General features: G+C 72.7%; 15 protein-coding genes. 9 read left to right on the forward strand and 6 right to left on the reverse strand.

Going from position 1 to position 17,589, the window contains the following annotated elements; genetic code table 11:
* The first annotated feature begins 41 nt into the window (after nucleotides 1-41).
* The 3 genes from OHS71_RS23030 to OHS71_RS23040 are packed head-to-tail and all read left to right on the forward strand — an operon-like array spanning nucleotide 42 to nucleotide 3,018.
* Entirely contained in the window at nucleotides 42-1,610 is a 1,569-nt protein-coding gene (locus OHS71_RS23030) for a 4-coumarate--CoA ligase family protein (protein ID WP_328481249.1), read from the forward strand.
* Nucleotides 1,607-2,353, forward strand: coding sequence for an enoyl-CoA hydratase family protein (locus OHS71_RS23035; RefSeq protein ID WP_328481250.1), 747 nt, complete (start codon nucleotides 1,607-1,609; stop codon nucleotides 2,351-2,353). Before OHS71_RS23030 ends, OHS71_RS23035 begins: the two co-directional genes overlap by 4 nt.
* Entirely contained in the window at nucleotides 2,341-3,018 is a 678-nt protein-coding gene (locus OHS71_RS23040) for a TetR/AcrR family transcriptional regulator (RefSeq protein ID WP_328481251.1), read from the forward strand. The genes OHS71_RS23035 and OHS71_RS23040 overlap by 13 nt, the downstream gene beginning before the upstream one ends.
* A gap of 54 nt (nucleotides 3,019-3,072) precedes the next feature.
* On the opposite strand, the gene pdxH is transcribed toward OHS71_RS23040, so the two are convergent.
* Nucleotides 3,073-3,753, reverse strand: a complete 681-nt coding sequence (gene pdxH, locus OHS71_RS23045) for a pyridoxamine 5'-phosphate oxidase (protein ID WP_443047017.1) — start codon at nucleotides 3,751-3,753, stop codon at nucleotides 3,073-3,075.
* 476 nt (nucleotides 3,754-4,229) lie between these two features.
* Here pdxH and OHS71_RS23050 point away from each other — a divergent pair, with 476 nt between their 5' ends.
* On the forward strand, nucleotides 4,230-5,330 hold the full coding sequence (locus OHS71_RS23050; RefSeq protein WP_328481252.1) for a citrate synthase 2: 1,101 nt from the start codon (nucleotides 4,230-4,232) through the stop codon (nucleotides 5,328-5,330).
* A 27-nt stretch (nucleotides 5,331-5,357) separates the two neighbouring features.
* Here the strand turns inward: OHS71_RS23050 and OHS71_RS23055 are convergent, their stop codons facing one another.
* Complete coding sequence (locus OHS71_RS23055) at nucleotides 5,358-6,374, reverse strand: isopenicillin N synthase family dioxygenase (protein WP_328481253.1); 1,017 nt, start codon at nucleotides 6,372-6,374, stop codon at nucleotides 5,358-5,360.
* Between the two features lie 570 nt (nucleotides 6,375-6,944).
* Between OHS71_RS23055 and OHS71_RS23060 the strand changes: the two genes are divergently transcribed.
* Complete coding sequence (locus tag OHS71_RS23060; protein WP_328481254.1) at nucleotides 6,945-7,400, forward strand: GNAT family N-acetyltransferase; 456 nt, start codon at nucleotides 6,945-6,947, stop codon at nucleotides 7,398-7,400.
* Nucleotides 7,401-7,523: 123 nt separating this feature from the next.
* Nucleotides 7,524-9,002 carry a PAS domain-containing protein gene (locus OHS71_RS23065; protein WP_328481255.1) on the forward strand — a complete coding sequence of 493 codons (1,479 nt, stop codon included), beginning with the start codon at nucleotides 7,524-7,526 and terminating at the stop codon, nucleotides 9,000-9,002.
* A gap of 44 nt (nucleotides 9,003-9,046) precedes the next feature.
* Here the strand turns inward: OHS71_RS23065 and OHS71_RS23070 are convergent, their stop codons facing one another.
* Nucleotides 9,047-9,802, reverse strand: a complete 756-nt coding sequence (locus OHS71_RS23070; protein WP_328481256.1) for an SIS domain-containing protein — start codon at nucleotides 9,800-9,802, stop codon at nucleotides 9,047-9,049.
* A 261-nt stretch (nucleotides 9,803-10,063) separates the two neighbouring features.
* Here OHS71_RS23070 and OHS71_RS23075 point away from each other — a divergent pair, with 261 nt between their 5' ends.
* Both OHS71_RS23075 and OHS71_RS23080 read left to right on the forward strand, forming a co-directional pair.
* Nucleotides 10,064-10,756 (forward strand): metal-dependent transcriptional regulator, encoded by a 693-nt coding sequence (locus OHS71_RS23075; protein WP_328481257.1) that lies wholly within the window; start codon nucleotides 10,064-10,066, stop codon nucleotides 10,754-10,756.
* A gap of 524 nt (nucleotides 10,757-11,280) precedes the next feature.
* The gene (locus OHS71_RS23080; RefSeq protein WP_328481258.1) at nucleotides 11,281-12,228 is read left to right on the forward strand and encodes an alpha/beta fold hydrolase; all 948 of its coding nucleotides are present in this window, start codon (nucleotides 11,281-11,283) and stop codon (nucleotides 12,226-12,228) included.
* Between the two features lie 224 nt (nucleotides 12,229-12,452).
* Here the strand turns inward: OHS71_RS23080 and OHS71_RS23085 are convergent, their stop codons facing one another.
* The 3 genes from OHS71_RS23085 to OHS71_RS23095 form a co-directional block, all read right to left on the reverse strand.
* Nucleotides 12,453-14,123, reverse strand: a complete 1,671-nt coding sequence (locus OHS71_RS23085; RefSeq protein ID WP_328481259.1) for a transporter — start codon at nucleotides 14,121-14,123, stop codon at nucleotides 12,453-12,455.
* Entirely contained in the window at nucleotides 14,120-14,890 is a 771-nt protein-coding gene (locus OHS71_RS23090; RefSeq protein WP_328481260.1) for an ABC transporter ATP-binding protein, read from the reverse strand. Before OHS71_RS23090 ends, OHS71_RS23085 begins: the two co-directional genes overlap by 4 nt.
* A 138-nt stretch (nucleotides 14,891-15,028) precedes the next feature.
* On the reverse strand, nucleotides 15,029-15,691 hold the full coding sequence (locus OHS71_RS23095) for a bifunctional DNA primase/polymerase (RefSeq protein ID WP_328481261.1): 663 nt from the start codon (nucleotides 15,689-15,691) through the stop codon (nucleotides 15,029-15,031).
* A gap of 333 nt (nucleotides 15,692-16,024) precedes the next feature.
* Here OHS71_RS23095 and OHS71_RS23100 point away from each other — a divergent pair, with 333 nt between their 5' ends.
* The gene (locus OHS71_RS23100) at nucleotides 16,025-17,410 is read left to right on the forward strand and encodes a transcriptional regulator (protein WP_328481262.1); all 1,386 of its coding nucleotides are present in this window, start codon (nucleotides 16,025-16,027) and stop codon (nucleotides 17,408-17,410) included.
* The last annotated feature ends 179 nt before the right edge of the window (nucleotides 17,411-17,589 follow it).

Here is a 17,589-nt window from a genome sequence, read left to right on the forward strand (position 1 = left end):
CCGACCGGTACGCGGTCGTGCCCGGCGCGCGAGGAGGAACCATGTTCCGCAGCGGGTTCCCGGACGTCCCGCCCGTAGAACTCCCCATCCACGAAGCCGTGCTGGGCCGTGCCGCCGAGTTCGGCGAACTACCGGCCCTCGTCGACGGCACGGACGGCACCACCCTCACGTACGACCAGGTGGACCGGTTCCACCGCCGGGTCGCCGCCGCGCTCGCCGAGGCCGGGGTCCGCAAGGGCGACGTGCTGGCCCTGCACAGCCCCAACACCGTCGCGTTCCCCCTCGCCTTCTACGCGGCGACACGCGCGGGCGCCACCGTCACCACCGTGCACCCGCTGGCCACCGCCGAGGAGTTCGCCAAGCAGCTCGGCGACTGCGCCGCCCGGTGGATCGTCACCGTCTCACCGCTGCTCCAGACGGCCCGGCGGGCCGCCGAACTCGCGGGCGGCGTGAAGGAGATCTTCGTCTGCGACACCGCGACCGGGCACCGCTCACTCATCGACATGCTCGCCTCGGCCGCACCCGAGCCACAGGTGGACATCGACCCCGTGGAGGACGTGGCGGCCCTGCCGTACTCGTCCGGCACCACCGGCGTCCCCAAGGGCGTGATGCTCACGCACCGGCAGATCGCCACCAACCTCGCCCAGCTCCGGTCCGTGATGTCCGCGGGCCCCGGCGACCGCATCCTCGCCGTGCTGCCGTTCTTCCACATCTACGGCCTGACCGCCCTGATGAACGCGCCCCTGCGACAGGGCGCCACCGTCGTCGTGCTGCCCCGCTTCGACCTGGAGACGTTCCTCGCGGCCATCCAGAACCACCGCATCACCGGCCTGTACGTCGCCCCGCCCATCGTCCTCGCCCTCGCCAAGCACCCGGCGGTCGCCCAGTACGACCTGTCCTCCCTGCGGTACGTCGTCAGCGCGGCCGCGCCCCTGGACGCCGGCCTCGCCACTGCCTGCGCCGACCGCCTGAACCTGCCCCCGGTCGGTCAGGCGTACGGCATGACGGAACTCTCCCCGGGCACGCATGTCGTCCCGCTCGACTCCATGCGCGAGGCCCCCGCCGGCACCGTCGGCAAACTCATCGCCGGCACCGAGATGCGGATCGTCTCCCTGGACGACCCCGACAAGGACCTCGGCGTCGGCGAGGCCGGCGAGATCCTCATCCGGGGGCCACAGATCATGAAGGGCTATCTGGGCCGCCCCGACGCCACCGCCGACATGATCGACGCCGACGGCTGGCTGCACACCGGTGACGTCGGACGGGTCGACGCCGACGGCTGGCTGTTCGTCGTCGACCGGGTCAAGGAACTGATCAAGTACAAGGGCTTCCAGGTGGCCCCCGCCGAACTGGAGGCCCTCCTGCTCACCCACCCCGGTATAGCGGACGCGGCCGTCATCGGCTTCTACGACGACGACGGCAACGAGGTGCCGCACGCGCACGTGGTCCGTCAGCCCACGACACCCGACCTCTCCGAGGGCGAGGTCGCCATGTACGTCGCCGAACGGGTCGCCCCCTACAAGCGCGTCCGCCGGGTCACCTTCGTCGACGCCGTACCGCGCGCCGCGTCCGGAAAGATCCTGCGCCGCGAGCTGAGGGAGCGCGCATGACGGCCACCCTGGTCGGACGGACCCGCGTCCGGGGGATCGAGACCCTCAGCCTCGACTCGCCCGCCACCCGGAACGCCCTCTCGCGTGCCCTGGTGAGCGAGCTGACCGACGCCCTCGGGGAGTGCGACAAGGACGACGACGTACGCGCCGTCGTCCTCACCCACACCGGCAACACCTTCAGCGCCGGCGCGGACCTCAAGGACCCCCCGCCGCCCCGGGCGGTGCCGGGACTGCTCCAGCGGATCCTCGAACTGCGCAAGCCCGTGGTGGCCCGTGTCGCCGGGCACGTGCGGGCGGGCGGTCTGGGCGTGCTGGGCGCCTGTGACATCGCGTTCGCGTCCGGGACGGCGACCTTCGCCTTCACGGAGGTGCGCATCGGGGTCGCGCCCGCCGTCATCTCGCTGCCGCTGCTGCCCCGCGTCGACCCACGCGCCCTCGCCCGCTACTGCCTCACCGGCGAGACCTTCGGCGCGGCCGAGGCGGCCCGTATCGGCCTCGTCACCCAGTCCGCGGGCGACGCCGACCTGGACGAGGCCCTCGCGCCCGTGCTCGACGGCCTGCGCCGGGCCGCGCCCACGGCCCTGACCAGGACGAAGGAGTTGCTCACGGCTAAGGTGCTGGAGACCCTCGTCGAGGGCGCGGGCGAGCTGACCAGGCTCTCGGCCTCGTTGTTCGCCGCCCCCGACGCCCGCGAGGGACTGACGGCCTTCCTCGAGCGACGGGATCCTCCATGGGTGCTGTGACCACGGACGACCGCGTCCCCGGCGGGCGCGGTCCGGGTGGCCGCGGATCGGGTGACGGTGGCCCGGGGGAGCGCGGACCTGGTGACCGTGCTCCCAAGCAGGACCGCAGCCGGGCCACCCGGCAGCGGCTGCTGGCGGCCGCAGTGGCCTGTCTCGCCGAGCGCGGCTGGGCGGGTTCCACGGTCTCCGTCGTCGCCGAGCGCGCGGGCGTCTCCAGGGGCGCGGCCCAGCACCACTTCCCCACCCGGGAGGACCTGTTCACCGCGGCCGTCGAGTACGTCGCCGAAGAACGCTCGGACGCGCTGCGCGCACTGTTCCCGCAAGGCGCGGCGGGCGACCGGCGAGCGGTCGTCTCCGCCCTCGTGGGCCTCTACACCGGCCCTCTCTTCCGTGCCGCCCTGCACCTGTGGGTGGCCGCCTCCGACGAGGAGCAACTGCGCCCCCGGGTGACCGAGCTGGAAGCCCGCGTGGGCCGCGAGAGCCACCGCATAGCCGTGGAGCTCCTGGGCGCCGACGAGTCCGCGCCCGGCGTCCGGGAAACCGTCCAGGGCCTGCTGGACATGGCCCGCGGCCTCGGCCTCGCCAACCTCCTCACCGACGACGGAGCGCGCCGCGAACGCGTGGTGGCCCAGTGGGCGGGCCTCCTGGACGACGCGCTGGGCTGAACCCGGGGCCGTGGCCGAAGGCACCCGGAATCGACGTCCGGCGAGGACGCCGCCTCAGGGGCTGAGCCGCTCCACCCGCCAGCTTCCGTCCGCCTGCGCCACGTACCGCAGCCGGTCGTGCAAGCGGTTCAGACGGCCCTGCCAGAACTCCACCGACTGCGGTGCCACCCGGAAACCACCCCAGTGCGGCGGCACCGGCACCTGCTCGCCCTCCGGGTAGCGGGCCGCCAGCTCGGCGTAGGAGGCGTCGAGACCGGCGCGCGAGTCGATCACCGAGGACTGGACGCTGGCCCAGGCGCCGAGCTGGGAGCCGTGCGGCCGGGTCCTGAAGTACGCGGCGGTCTCGTCGCGCCCGGTACGCCGGGCCACGCCCCGCACGATGACCTGCCGGGCCATCGGATGCCAGGGGAACAGCAGCGAGACGTGCGGGTTCTCGGCGAGGTCGCGGGCCTTGCGGGAGTCGTAGTTGGTGTAGAAGACGAAGCCCTGTTCGTCGAAGTGCTTCAGCAGCACCGTGCGGGAGCCGGGCCGGCCCTCCGCGTCCGCGGTGGAGACGACCATGGCGTTCGGCTCGAAGAGATGGGCCTCGACGGCCGCGTCCTTGAACCAGAGCGCGAACTGCTCCACCGGCGTCGCGGCCAGTTGGCTCTCGGAGAGCCCCTCGGCCCGGTACTGCTTGCGCATGGCGGCGGGATCGGGGGCGGGGCCGGGGGAGACGGCGTCTTCGTCGGTCACGTCGTCATCTTGCCGTATGGCCACCCGACGAAGACTGGCCCACCATGGGTGGCACTGAGTGCCGCAACCACTCCCCAAAGGTGGCACTCGGGGATATGGTGCAGAGGCACCCGTCGCCGTCCCGTCCGGCGGGGTGCCGGCCGGGTGACCGACGGCCGCACGGGGCATCACCGGGGTGACCGCCCAGGACCGCGAATCCCCGCACGCGAGGTGCACAGGCCGCGGATCCGCCGGCGCCATCCGCCGCACACACGCCGTCGCACACGACCCACAGCCAACCGCCCACAGCGAACCGCCAAGAGCCACAGCCACAGTCACCGCCGCAGTCCACAACCAGCCACTCTCACCCGACCGCCACGGTCACCGCCCAGGGCGCACAGCCCACGGTTCCGGTCCACCGTTCACGTCGCACCGCCCGATCCCACCGCCCGATCCCGTCGACACATCCCGTCGCACACATCACGAGGAGCCGCCTGATGTCCGACTTCGTACCCGGACTCGAAGGAGTCGTCGCGTTCGAGACGGAGATCGCCGAACCCGACAAGGAAGGCGGCGCCCTGCGGTACCGGGGCGTCGACATCGAGGACCTCGTCGGCCACGTCTCCTTCGGCAACGTCTGGGGCCTGCTCGTCGACGGCGCCTTCAACCCCGGTCTGCCGCCCGCCGAACCGTTCCCGATCCCCGTCCACTCCGGCGACATCCGTGTCGACGTGCAGTCCGCGCTCGCCATGCTGGCGCCCGTCTGGGGCCTCAAGCCGCTCCTCGACATCGATGCCGAGCAGGCCCGCGCGGACCTCGCGCGCGCCGCGGTCATGGCCCTCTCGTACGTCGCCCAGTCCGCGCGCGGCCAGGGTCGTCCGATGGTCCCGCAGCGGGAGATCGACAAGGCGCAGTCCGTCGTGGAGCGGTTCATGATCCGCTGGCGCGGCGAGCCGGACCCCAAGCACGTGGCCGCGGTCGACGCCTACTGGACGTCGGCGGCCGAACACGGCATGAACGCGTCCACGTTCACCGCCCGCGTGATCGCGTCCACGGGCGCCGACGTCGCCGCCGCCCTGTCCGGAGCGGTGGGAGCCATGTCGGGCCCGCTGCACGGCGGCGCCCCCTCCCGCGTCCTCGGCATGATCGAGGAGATCGAACGGACCGGGGACGCGGAGGCGTACGTCAAACAGGCCCTCGACAAGGGTGAGCGGCTGATGGGCTTCGGTCACCGCGTCTACCGCGCCGAGGACCCACGCGCGCGTGTGCTGCGCCGTACGGCCCGCGAGCTGGGCGCGCCCCGCTTCGAGATCGCCGAAGCCCTGGAGAAGGCGGCCCTCGCGGAACTGCACGCCCGCCGCCCCGACCGGGTCCTGGCGACGAACGTCGAGTTCTGGGCGGCGATCGTCCTGGACTTCGCCGAGGTCCCGGCGCACATGTTCACCTCGATGTTCACCTGTGCCCGCACGGCGGGCTGGTCGGCGCACATCCTGGAGCAGAAGCGCACCGGCCGCCTGGTCCGCCCCTCGGCCCGCTACATCGGCCCGGGCTCCCGCAACCCCCAGGAGATCGAGGGCTACGGGACCATCAGCGGTTAGGCGGCACGCGGCGGCACGGTGTCGGCGTCACGCGGGGCTGAGCAGCTCCGCGTGATGCCGCTCGGCCACCAGCGGGTGGGCCCGCAGCTTGCCCTTCAGTTCGTTGAAGCCGTACTCGGCGAAGAGCGGGTTGGCCGGGTCGTCGGTCACGCCGGGTGCGGCGGAGGCGTGCGGGAAGGGCAGCGGCTCGACGCGGGCGTCCAGCCGCGGGTTGTAGAAGAACGGCACGGAGAACCGTTCGACGGCACTCGGCGGCGACACGACCCGGTGGTTGGTGGCCACGAGGTAGCCGTCGGTCGCCACCTCGAGGAGCTCGCCCAGGTTGACGACGAAGGCGCCCGGCAGCGGCGGGACGTCATGGAACAGGCCGTCCGCGCGCTGCACCTGGAGCCCGCCGACCTGGTCCTGGAGCAGCAGCGTCAGAAAGCCGTAGTCCTTGTGTGCCCCGACCCCCTGGCCGGCTCCGTCGCCCGCGCTCCCGGGGTACCGCACGAGCTTCAGATGCGGATGCGCGCGTTCTCCGAAGACCGGGTCGTAGAAGCCGACGGGCGCCCCGATGGAGGCGAGCAGCTCGTGCAGCAGCTTCTCGGCGACGGCGCTCAGCCGCTCGATCCAGGCGAGCGCGGCGGCCCGCAGCGCGGGAAGCCCGGCCGGCCACTGGTTGGGCCCTTCCAGCCACCAGTAGGCGGGCTCACCCGGACCCGGTGTCCGCGCGGGGCGCTCGGCCCCGATGTCGAGCTGGTCCCGCCAGTCCTGCCGGCCGCCGGTCCGCTCGTCACCGGTGCGGGTGTACCCGCGGAAGTGCGGCGAGTTCACGTTGTCGATCGCGAGCCGTTCGGCCTCCGGCAGGGCGAAGAAGGCCCGCATGGCGGACAGCAGATCCTCGGTCTCCCGGTCGCCGACCCCATGCCCGACCAGCTGGAAGAACCCCACGTCGTGCGCGGCGCTGTGCAGCTGTGCGTGCAGCAGCGCCCGCGCCTGGGGACCGCGGTCGGCCGCGGAGAGATCGATGATCGGCAGTTGCTGGTACGACGGGTTCGTCATGGTACGTCCGCAGGTGTACGGGGGCCCGGCCGCCGCGGTGGGTGGGGCGGCGCACGGGTGCCAAGTGGGCGGGAAGGGAGCAACGCAGGCGGTGGGAAACCGCGAAGGGGCCGGAGGCTCAGCGGGAGCGTCGACAGCCCATGCTCGTGACGCGGACGTAGTCCACGTGGCGGCGTCGAACGAGCGAAAGCATGCGCCCAGGGTACTGCCTGGCGAAAGATTCGTGCGTGGTGCGGGTCACGCCCCGTGAATCCTGCGGGTGGGCCCGGAAAAGCAGGCGACCCGCGAGTCTGGTCCTCGTCAGGAGGGCCGGCCGGACGTACCGGCGACTCGCGGGTCGGGTGACTGCGTTGAATTGGCCGGTTGCGTGCAACTCACACACGCCGGTCCGGCACCGCACTCAGTGGGCGACGGGCCTAGCCCGCAGCCACCTCCGACGTCCGGTGTGCATACATGCTGCGGACCACCTCCTTTCCTTCGGTACGCAACACCCTAGGAAACCGTCCCCGGTCGCTCAAGTGTTTTTCTCGGATGTTGACCCGGCGGATCGGGAAGCGGTTTTCTGCTCGTGTGACTGATCTTCGTCTGCGTACCGGGCCCGTCGTCGGTGAGGGCATGCTCGAGCAGTGGCGGCAGGTGCACAACACGATCGTGCCGCCGGCCGCCCTGTCCCTCGACGAGGTGCGTGAGCGGGCGGGCCGCTACCGGCTGGAGAACGCCTACGTCGGTGACGTCCTCGTCGGCTGCTCGACCGTGCGGCCGCCCGAGGGCGAGGAGGCGGTGGCGACCGTCATCGCGCGCGTGCTGCCCGAGTACCGGAGGCGCGGGCACGGCGCCGCCCTGTACGCCACGGCGCTCGCCCACGCGCGCGTGCTCGGCGCCCGGGTGGTGGAGACGTGCGTGCTGGCCGTCAACGAGGACGGCCTGCGGTTCGCGCGGGCGCACGGCTTCGTCGAGGTCGAGCGGTACGTGCTCGACGGCGGGACGGCGCAGTGGGTCGACCTGCGGCTCGCGGCTCCGCGGTGACCGGGCCCATGACTGATGCGGCGGCGCCACAACGATTCCTCTGCAATCTTGCGGGAATCATATGTGGGCTGCGTCACGTTCGAGTTGAATGAGGGCAAGTGAGCGAACCTGCAGGGGGTCCAGGTGAGTGCTTCCCGGCGTAGTGGGACCACCGACGAGTTGGGCCCCGACGAGCCCGAGCGGCCCGGGCGGTCGGGCGACGACGGCCCCACGCCCCCGGACGACGCGCGGACACCGGTCGGCCCGGACGGCGCCGACCTGCTCGCCGCGCTGCTCGACGGCATGGACGCGGCCCTGTGCGCGTTCGACGTCGACGGCGTCGTCACGCACTGGAACCGCGAGGCCGAGCGCATCCTCGGCTGGAGCGCCGCCGAGGCCGTCGGGCGGCACGGATTCGCCGGCTGGGCCGTGCGCGAGGCCGACGCCGAGGACATCCAGGTGCGGCTGATGTCCGCCATGCACGCACCGGGCCGCCAGGTCCACGAGTTCGCGCTGCTCACCAAGGACGGCGGCCGGGTCCTGGTGCGCACCCAGTCCGCCGCCGTGCGCGGGCCGGACGGCAAACCCGCGGGGCTGTACTGCGCTTTCAGCGAGGTGCACGCCCAGATCGACCTGGAGCGCTCCATCGCGCTCAGCGAGGCCCTCTTCGACGACGCCTCCTGGGGTGTCGTCCTGGTCGACGCCGACCTGCGCCCCGCCGTCGTCAACGCGCATGCCGCCCGCGCGCTCGGGACGGGCCGTACGGCCGCCCTGGGACGCCCCCTGGGCGATCTGCTCACCCGGGGCGTCGAGGAGCTGGAGAACGCGCTGACCCATGTCCTCGCCGAGGGCGCCCCGCCGGCCCCGGCCGAGCTGTGGGTCGGGGTGCGCACCCCGGAGGGCGAGAAGCGGCGCTGCTGGCGCAGCGGCTTCCTGCGGCTCGCCTCGCCGCTCGCCGAGGAGCCGGTGCCCCTCGGGGTCGGCTGGATCTTCCAGGACGTCACCGAGGCCAAGCAGGGCGAGCAGGAGGCCTCGCTGCTGCGCTTCCGCGCCAACCAGCTGCACCGGGCCGCCCGCGCCGCCGCCGAGTGCGAGGACCCCGCCGAGGCCGCCACCGTCCACCTCGACTTCGCGCTCGCCGGGTTCGCCGACCACGCCCTGGTGGACCGCGTGATGGGCGGCGCACGGGCCGATGCGGAGGGGGCCGGGCCGCTGCGGCTGATGCGGGTCGCGGCCACCCCGTCCGGCGGGCCGGGTCCCAGCTCGCTCACCGGACACACGGGCCTGCCCGTCCGCTACGGCGAGGCGCATCCGGCGCTCCAGTGCGTGGCGCGGGCCGGGTCGGTGCGGGCCGGCGCGGGCGCCGTGTCGGCCGACGAGGCGCGGGAGTGGGCCCGGGCGCGCCAGTGGCCCGACGACACGGTGTACGGCCTGTGCGCGGTTCTGCGCAGCCGGGGTCGCACCATGGGGGTCGTGACGTTCCTGCGCGGCGGTGGCCGCACACCCTTCGAACGTTCCGACGCGGTCTACGCCGAGGACGTGGCCGTCCGCATAGCGACGGCCCTGGACCTCGCCGACCTGACCGGCGCCGCCGACGCGGCGGGCCGGGGCGACGGCGCCTGACCCCGCGGGACCGGGCCGCCCGGCCACGACCGTGCCGGCCCGTCTCAGTGGAGGTAGAAGATGCGGTCCCGGTACTCCTCCATGATCCGCCCGTTCCAGTCGTGGCCGCCGTCGACGTTGCCGGAGCGCAGCAGCGGGGGCTCGACGCCGCGCTCGGCGAGGACACCGGCCGCGGTGGCCATGACGGCCTGGAGGAGGGCGGAGGTGACGACCGTGGAGGCGGGGGCGAAGGGCGCGGGGACGGTGTCGAGGGTGAGCTCGGCGTCCCCGACGGCGATCTTCGAGTCGAGGACGACGTCGCAGTGGTCCTTCAGGAACGTTCCGGAGACGTGCCGGGACGTCGTCTCGGAGGCGTAGGCCACGGACGTCACGCCGATGACCCGGACTCCCAGGGCGCGGGCCTTCTGGGCCATCTCCACGGGCAGGGCGTTGCGGCCGGACAGCGAGATGATGACGAGGGCGTCGCCCGCGCGCAGGGGCGAGGTGTCCAGGACGGCGCTCGCGAGGCCGTCGACGCGCTCCAGGGCCGAGCCGAGGGTGGCGGGCCTCACGTCGACGCCCACGACGCCCGGGACCGCGAGCAGGTTCATCAGGGCGAGGCCGCCCGCCCGGTAGACGACGTCCTGCGCGGCGAGGGAGGAGTGGCCGGCGCCGAAGGCGAAGAGGCGGCCGCCCGCGGTCACCGTGTCGGCGAGGAGCGTGCCGGCGGCCTCGAAGGCGTCGGCCTCCTCGTCGCGGGCCCGCTGGAGCAGGGCGATCGCGGCGTCGAAGAACTGGGCGGCGAGCTTGCGGTCGGTCATCCGAAGGGCCCCTTTGCCGTAGCGGGTGTCCGTGTCGCGGATCACCGTGCGGTCTGGACCAGTGCGCTGTCAATACGCCCGGTGACGATGGGGACACCGAGGCGTCGGCCGGGCTCCCGCCGTGGGCACGCGCCCGGATGTAACCGCCTCGTTCCCACGGCGCGGCACGCTTGTCAGTGGTATCCGGCAGAATTGACTCCAGGGCCGGCGCACGCGCCGGAGAGCCGTCGAGCCTTCCGCAGAGCTAATCGAGGGGCACACATGTCCGGACTGATCGACACCACGGAGATGTATCTCCGCACCATCCTCGAGCTGGAAGAGGAAGGTGTGGTGCCCATGCGTGCCCGGATCGCCGAGCGCCTCGACCAGAGCGGGCCCACGGTCAGCCAGACGGTGGCGCGCATGGAGCGCGACGGCCTGGTGTCCGTGGCCACCGACCGCCACCTGGAGCTCACCGACGAGGGCCGCCGGCTGGCCACGCGCGTGATGCGCAAGCACCGCCTCGCCGAGTGTCTCCTCGTCGACGTGATCGGCCTGGAGTGGGAGCAGGTGCACGCCGAGGCCTGTCGCTGGGAGCACGTGATGAGCGAAGCCGTCGAGCGGCGTGTGCTGGAGCTGCTGCGGCACCCGACCGAGTCGCCCTACGGCAACCCGATCCCGGGCCTGGAGGAGCTGGGCGAGAAGGACGGCGCCGACCCGTTCCTGGACGAGGGCATGGTCTCGCTGGCCGATCTCGCCCCGGGCCAGGAGGGCAAGACGGTCGTCGTCCGCCGTATCGGCGAGCCGATCCAGACGGACGCCCAGCTGATGTACACGCTGCGCCGCGCGGGCGTGCAGCCGGGCTCGGTGGTCAGTGTGACGGAGTCCGCGGGCGGTGTGCTGGTGGGCAGCGGCGGCGAGGCGGCCGAGCTCCAGTCGGAGGTCGCGTCCCACGTGTTCGTCGCGAAGCGCTGACCTCGCGGAGGGCGGCCGCGGGTGGTGACGGGGGGGGGCGCGCCCGCCGCTCGTCACCGAAACGCTGAGCTTTGTTCAACTCCTGGGACGTGTGGGGCACTTGAGGTGTTCCGGGGATCTCGTCGAATCGCAGATTCCCTGTGTCGAATCGCAGCGCTCCCGGGCTTCACGTGCCAGGCTGTCGCGTGGGGCATATGACCGGAGGGGGCGGGATGGTGTGCCGCGGAGCAGCGGAGGGCCCCGGTGCCGTACGGCACCGGGGCCTGTCCTCCCCTGTACTGACCCGGAGCCCCGAGCTCCCAGGGTCATTCCCTTCGGACCGGTTTCCCCGAGCGGTCCGCCCTCCCGCTGCAAATCTCCCCTCGACAGCGTGGATCATTCCTTGAGTGTGGTCACTCGAACGAGGGGTGTTGTGCGCGGAGAGTGCATTTCTCGAAAGGCCATTCGATAGCCTGCGGGTGATCGAAGGCGGTACGAAGGAATCGGCAGCGCAGCGGCAGAACGGCTAGGGGGTGCCAGGACCTATGGCGCGACGCATCGAAGTGACCGGGGCGGGGGGCGTACGCCTGGCGGCCTGGGAGTTCGGTGACCCGCCCAAGGGCGACCCGGCGAAAGCGGTGACGGAGCCCGTGATTCCGTCCCAGAGCGTGGCGGAGCGGGGCAGGGGCCGGCCGGCCGAGAACGACGACGGAAGCAGGCCGGGTGTCCTGTTACTCCATGGTCTGATGGGCCGGGCCTCGCACTGGGCGTCCACCGCCCGGTGGCTCTCCGAGCGGCACCGCGCGGTCGCCCTCGACCAGCGCGGCCACGGCCAGAGCGAGAAGCCGCCCGAGGCCGCGTTCACCCGCGAGGCCTATGTGGAGGACGCGGAGGCCGCGCTCGAGCAGCTCGGCCTCGCCCCGGCCCTTCTCATCGGCCACGCCATGGGCGCGCTCACCGCGTGGCAGCTCGCCGCCAAGCGCCCCGACCTGGTGCGCGGCCTGATCGTCTGCGACATGCGCGCCTCCGCGCTGGGAGCGGCCTCGCAGCGCGAGTGGGGCGACTGGTTCAAGTCCTGGCCGGTCCCCTTCGCCACGCTCGCCGACGTCCGCAAGTGGTTCGGCGAGGACGACCCCTGGGTGGAGCGCCCGAACCCGTCCCGGGGCGAGTTCTACGCCGAGGTGATGCAGGAGTCGCCGGACGGCTGGCGTCCGGTCTTCGAGCCCGAGCAGATGCTCAAGTCCCGCGAGACCTGGGTCTACGACGCGCACTGGGAGGAGCTCACCCAGGTGCAGTGTCCGGCGCTGGTGGTGCGCGGCCTGGACGGCGAGCTCGGTCGCGCCGAGGCGCAGGAGATGGTGCGCGTCCTGCCCCGCGGCGAGTACGCGGAGGTCTCCGACGCCGGGCACCTCGTGCACTACGACCAGCCGGAGGGGTGGCGCACGGCGATCGAACCGTTCCTCGACGCCGTACTCGCTCCCGAAGCCCCCTGAGTCCCCGACCCCCGCGAGCCTCCCGGCCCCGCGATGCTCCCGGCCCCGCGAGCCTCCCGGCCCCGCGATGCTCCCGGCCCCGCGATGCTCCCGGCCCCGCGAGCCTCTTGGGGCCCGCGGCCCAGCTCTCGGCCCCGCCCCTGACGCCCGCCCTCAGCTCTCGGCCCCGAGCCCCGGCCCTCTGAAGCCGTCCGAAGGCCCCGGGGCCGGCCGGGCCGGGCGGGTCAGCCCTTGCTCACCGCGGTCAGGATTTCCGGGAGGCGTGCAGCGGTCCGGGGGGCGGCCAGGCGCAGCCCCAGCAAGGTGAGCGCCGTCCCGTACGCCGCGCCCCCCGGCAGCAGCAGCCAGGTCCAGGCCTCCCCGCCCTCGGAGACGTTCAGCCAGATCGTCACCGCGATGACGGGCGCGCACAGCAGGGCCGCCGACACCATCCCGCCGAAGATCGCGATCCAGGCGAGGCCGGCCTGACCGGGGGCCACGTTCTTGTAGCCCTCCTGGGGAATCGAGTAGGGGAAGCGGGCCGAGGTCCAGGCACCGGTCGTCAGCATCGCCCCGAGCAGCGCGAGGGACAGCCCCAGCGCCTCGGGCAGCTTCCGCCAGTCACCGAGCATCGCCGTCGTCAGCACGGTCACCAGCGTCGCGTAGGGCAGGGTGATCAGCAGCAGTGCCAGCGCCCGCGCGCGCAGCTCGACATAGGCGTCACGGCGCGAGGAGATCGTCATCGCGACCATCCAGAACGCGGACGTGTCCTGCCCGAACTGGTTGTACATCTGGATGCCGAGCATCCCGGCGGCGAAACAGGCGAAGTAGATCGAACCGGTGCCTTGCAGCGCGTTGAAGACGGGCACGATCAGCCCGATGGCCAGCGACGTCACCCAGGCCGCCTTCGTCTTCGGGTCGCGCCAGACGTAGCGCAGGCTGCGTTCCATCACGGTGCCGGTGCGCCCGCCCGGCAGCAGCCGGCCCAGCCCCGCCGAGCTCCGCCGTTCCCGCGCGGCCGGCTCGGCGGCCTGGAGGGTGGAGCCGTCCGGAGACGTCATCAACAGGGTCAGACTCCGCGTCCACACCCGTACCAGCAGCACCAGCGCACCCGCGCTGACGGCGATCTGCGCCGCGGCGACCCCGTAGGCCCCCTCGCTCACCGAGTCGACCGCGCCGACCGCCGAGGCCGGCGGCAGCCACCGCAGCACCTCCGCCACCGGATCGAGCTGCCCGAGGCCGGACGTCCCGAGCCGCTGCGCCCCGAAGTTGACGAGCTGCGCGCCGATCGCGACGACCAGCCCGCTCAGCACCGCCAGATCGCGTCCCCTGCGGCTGGTCAGCAGCCGGATGTTGGCGGCGGCCACGGCCCGGGCGAGCGCCACGCACACCAGCAGTCCGAGGACGACGGCGAGCACGCCCACCGCCCACGCTGCGGCCCCGTGCGCCACCGACACCACCGACCCGACCAGCATCAGCAGGGTGAACAGCGGACCGATGCCCACCAGTGAGGCCGCCAGCAGCGCCCGTACCAGCGGCCGGGGCCGCAGCGGGAGCATCACCAGCCGGGTCGGGTCCAGGGTCTCGTCGCCACTGGGGAAGAACAGGGGCATCACCGCCCAGCCCAGCCCCAGCACCGCCACGAGGAGCACCACGAGGGACACCGCGTGGTCGTGGCCGCGCAACGCGATCAGCCCGAGCAGCTGAAGCGCGGCGAACAGCAGGGTGACGACCGCGGAGACGACGTACGCGGCCCGTCGGCCGCCGGACTGCCGCAGCCCGTTGCGCAGCAGCGACAGCTTCAGCCGGACGACCGTGGCGACGAGGTCCGGCGAAGAGGCGACCGGGGAGGAAGCCGGCGCGGTGGCCGGCGCGGACGTCGGCAAGGGGGCCGGTGCGGGAGTCGGCTCGCTCACCGGGCCGCCCCGCCGCCCAGCCAGTCGAGGTCGGAGCCGGTGTCCCGCCCCTGTGCCCCGACGAGTTCGAGGAACGCCCGCTGAAGGGAGGGGGCCGAGCCCCGCACCTCCTCCAGCGTCCCGTGCGCCCGGATCCGTCCCGCCGCGAGCACCGCCACCCAGTCGCACAGCGACTCGACGAGCTCCATGACATGGGAGGAGAACACGACCGTCGCCCCGGATGCCGTGTACCGCTCCAGCACTCCCCGGATGATCTGTGCGGACACCGGGTCGACGCCTTCGAACGGCTCGTCGAGGAACAGCACTTCGGGGTTGTGCAGCAGCGCGGACGCGAGCCCGATCTTCTTCCGCATGCCGGTCGAGTAGTCCACGACCAGCTTGTGCTGGGCCCCGGCCAGATCGAGGACATCGAGCAGCTGTGTGGCCCGCTTGTCGACCTCGGCGCCCGGCAGCCCCCGCAACCGCCCGTTGTAGACGAGCAGTTCACGCCCCGACAGCCGCTCGAACAGCCGCAGCCCCTCCGGCAGCACCCCGATCCGCGCCTTCACCTCGACGGGGTCCCGCCACACGTCATGGCCGACGACCTCCACGGACCCCTGATCGGGCCGCAGCAGACCGGTCACCATCGACAGGGTCGTGGTCTTCCCGGCGCCGTTCGGCCCGACCAGCCCGATGAACTTCCCCGACGGCAGATCGAGATCGATCCCGGCGACGGCGACCTGCTGACCGAACCGCTTCCAGAGGTTGCGCACGCGTACGGACGTCATACGCGAACCCTACGGTGGAACAGACCGCGCAGGGGCGCGAGGCCGTGCCCGGGACGCGCCTCCGCCACGAGGGCACGAGCAGCCACGACGAGGCCGCACCCGCCGCACGACCCGGACCCCGTGGGGCGGAGGGCGCCGCTAGCGGTCCCGCCCGCAGGCGTAGGCGAGCGGGGAGATCAACTCCTCCGCGTCCGGCAGCCATCGGTTCGCGGCGGTCGGCCGGCAGGCCCACTGCACAGCGCCCCGTGAGCCGAACCGGGTGGGCGGCGCGGCCACGTACGTGCCCTCGCCGAGGGTCACCAGGTCGAGCGCCCCCAGCGACCAGCCCAGCCTGCGCACCAGGTCCGGCACCTTCGCCGATGCCCCCGGCAGGACGAAGAACTGCATCCGCCGGTCCGGCGTCAACGTGACAGGACCGAGCGTCAACTCCATCCGCTCCATCCGCGCCAGGGCCAGGAACCCGGCCGTCTCCGGCACGGAGATCGCGTCGAACGTGCGCCCGGTCGGCAGCAGGATCGACGCGGTCGGCTGCTTCTGCCACATCCGGCGCGCCACCGTGGCGCTGCCGGTGGCCTGCGCGGCCCAGTCGGGGCGCGCGGGGTGCGCGCCAGGCGCCGCACACGCGCCGTCGCCGCAGGAGCAGCGCTGCATTCCGTCGACGGGTTCCAGCCAGGTGCCGGGGAACACGTCCCAATGACGTTCCTCGGCGTAACGAACGGCTGTCTCGAGCAGCGATTCCCCGCGCTGCTTCGGGATTTGAGTGGCTTCGGCGCCCGCGATGGTCTCTTCCACGATGAACACAACTCTAGCCGTCACCAGGGGTTACGCCCGCCACTTTGCGCGGGGGAGGAGCATCGATTCCGCGTCCGGGGCGCATGGGTGCATGTTCGGGGGCGCGCGGGAGGAACGGGCGCGGGAGCGGGTATCCAGGAAGAGGGGCGGACTTCCGTCGGTAACCCGGCAATTATCTGTATTTATCGGCAATCCTCGGCAATCCTCACATGCCTCGCATTTTCGGTAGGGACGTGGGGCATTGATCTTCTCGGCCGGAACTTTTCGGTGGAAGACACGTCAACTCGGTGTGTGGGCGGGCAGCCGCCGCCCCGGTCACCGCAGCCACAGGGGGTAGTGCCCATGGCCGCAAGGCCGCTAGTCGCGCGGCAGCCGAACGAACGGCTGCAAGCGCTCATCCAGGAGGCGGGGTGCTCGAACGCCGGGCTCGCCCGTCGCGTCAACATGTGTGGCGCCGAGCACGGTCTCGACCTGCGCTACGACAAGACGTCCGTGGCCCGTTGGCTCCGGGGACAGCAGCCGCGCGGACGCGCCCCGGCGATCATCGCGGAGGCGCTGGGCCGCAAGCTCGGCCGTACGGTCACGATCGACGAGATCGGCATGGCCAACGGCAAGAACCTCGCCTCGGGCGTGGGTCTCCAGTTCTCGCCGACGGTACTGGGGGCCATCGAGCAGGTCTGTGAGCTGTGGCGCAGCGACGTGGGCCGACGTGACTTCCTCTCCGGTTCGTCCGTGGCCGCCTCGGCGCTGGTCGAGCCCAGCCGCGACTGGCTGATCTCCTCACCCGACGCACAGGTGGCGCGGTCGGCCGGTCCCCGGGTGGGCCTGTCCGACGTCGCGGCCGTCCAGGCGATGACCCAGGCGCTGGTCGACCTGGACCACCAGTACGGCAGCGGGCATGTGCGCCCGGTCGTGGTGCACTACCTCAACAGCGTCGTCTCCGGGCTGCTGGCCGGGTCCTACCGGGAGGCGGTGGGCCGCGAACTGTTCGCGTCCGTGGCGCGGTTGACGGAACTCGCCGGGTACATGGCCGTCGACACCGGCCAACCGGGCCTCGCCCAGCGCTACTACATCCAGGCCCTGCGACTCGCCCAGGCGGCGGGCGACCGGGGGTACGGCGGATACGTCCTCGCCGCCTCCATGAGCCATCTCGCCGCGCAGCTCGGAAACCCGCGGGAGATCGCCCAGTTGGCGCGCGCGGCGCAGGAGGGGGCGCGGGGGCGGGTGACACCGCGCGCGCAGGCGATGTTCCTCGCGGCGGAGGCGCGCGGCCACGCGTTGATGGGTGACGCGCGCGGGGCGCACATGGCCTCAGGGCGGGCGGTGTCGGCGCTGGAGGCGGCCGATCCGTCCGCCGGGGACGATCCGGCGTGGATCGCGCACTTCGACGAGGCCTATCTCGCCGACGAGTTGGCGCACTGTCACCGCGACCTGGGCCAGGCCGAGGCGGCGGCGCGCTGCGCCGAAGAGTCCCTGGCCGGGCATCCGGAGAGCCGTGCGCGCCGGCGCGCGATCGGCTACGTCCTGCTGGCGACCGCGCAGGTGCAGCAGCGCGACATCGAACAGGCCTGCAACACCGGCCTGAAGGCGGTCGAGTTGCTGGAGACGCTGCGCTCCAACCGTGGCGCGGAGTACCTGGAGGACCTTCAGTTGCGGCTGGACCCCTTCCGGGACGAGTCGGTGGTGAGGGAGTTCGGGGCGCGGCTGGAGCTTCAGACCGCCGCGTGAACGGGCGGGGGCCGCCGTGTGAATGGCCGGAGAACGACGGGGTACCCGCACGCCGAGCGGTGGACACAGCGCACGGCGCTCCGGATCTGTTACCGATGTCACCGTCGGCTCCGCCGGGAGGGAGATCACGACTGAGCTGCGTGGCACGGGGTTCCGGGGACCCGGTAGCGTGAACCGAC

It is taken from the genome of Streptomyces sp. NBC_00377, from assembly GCF_036075115.1.
Taxonomy (GTDB): Bacteria; Actinomycetota; Actinomycetes; order Streptomycetales; family Streptomycetaceae; genus Streptomyces.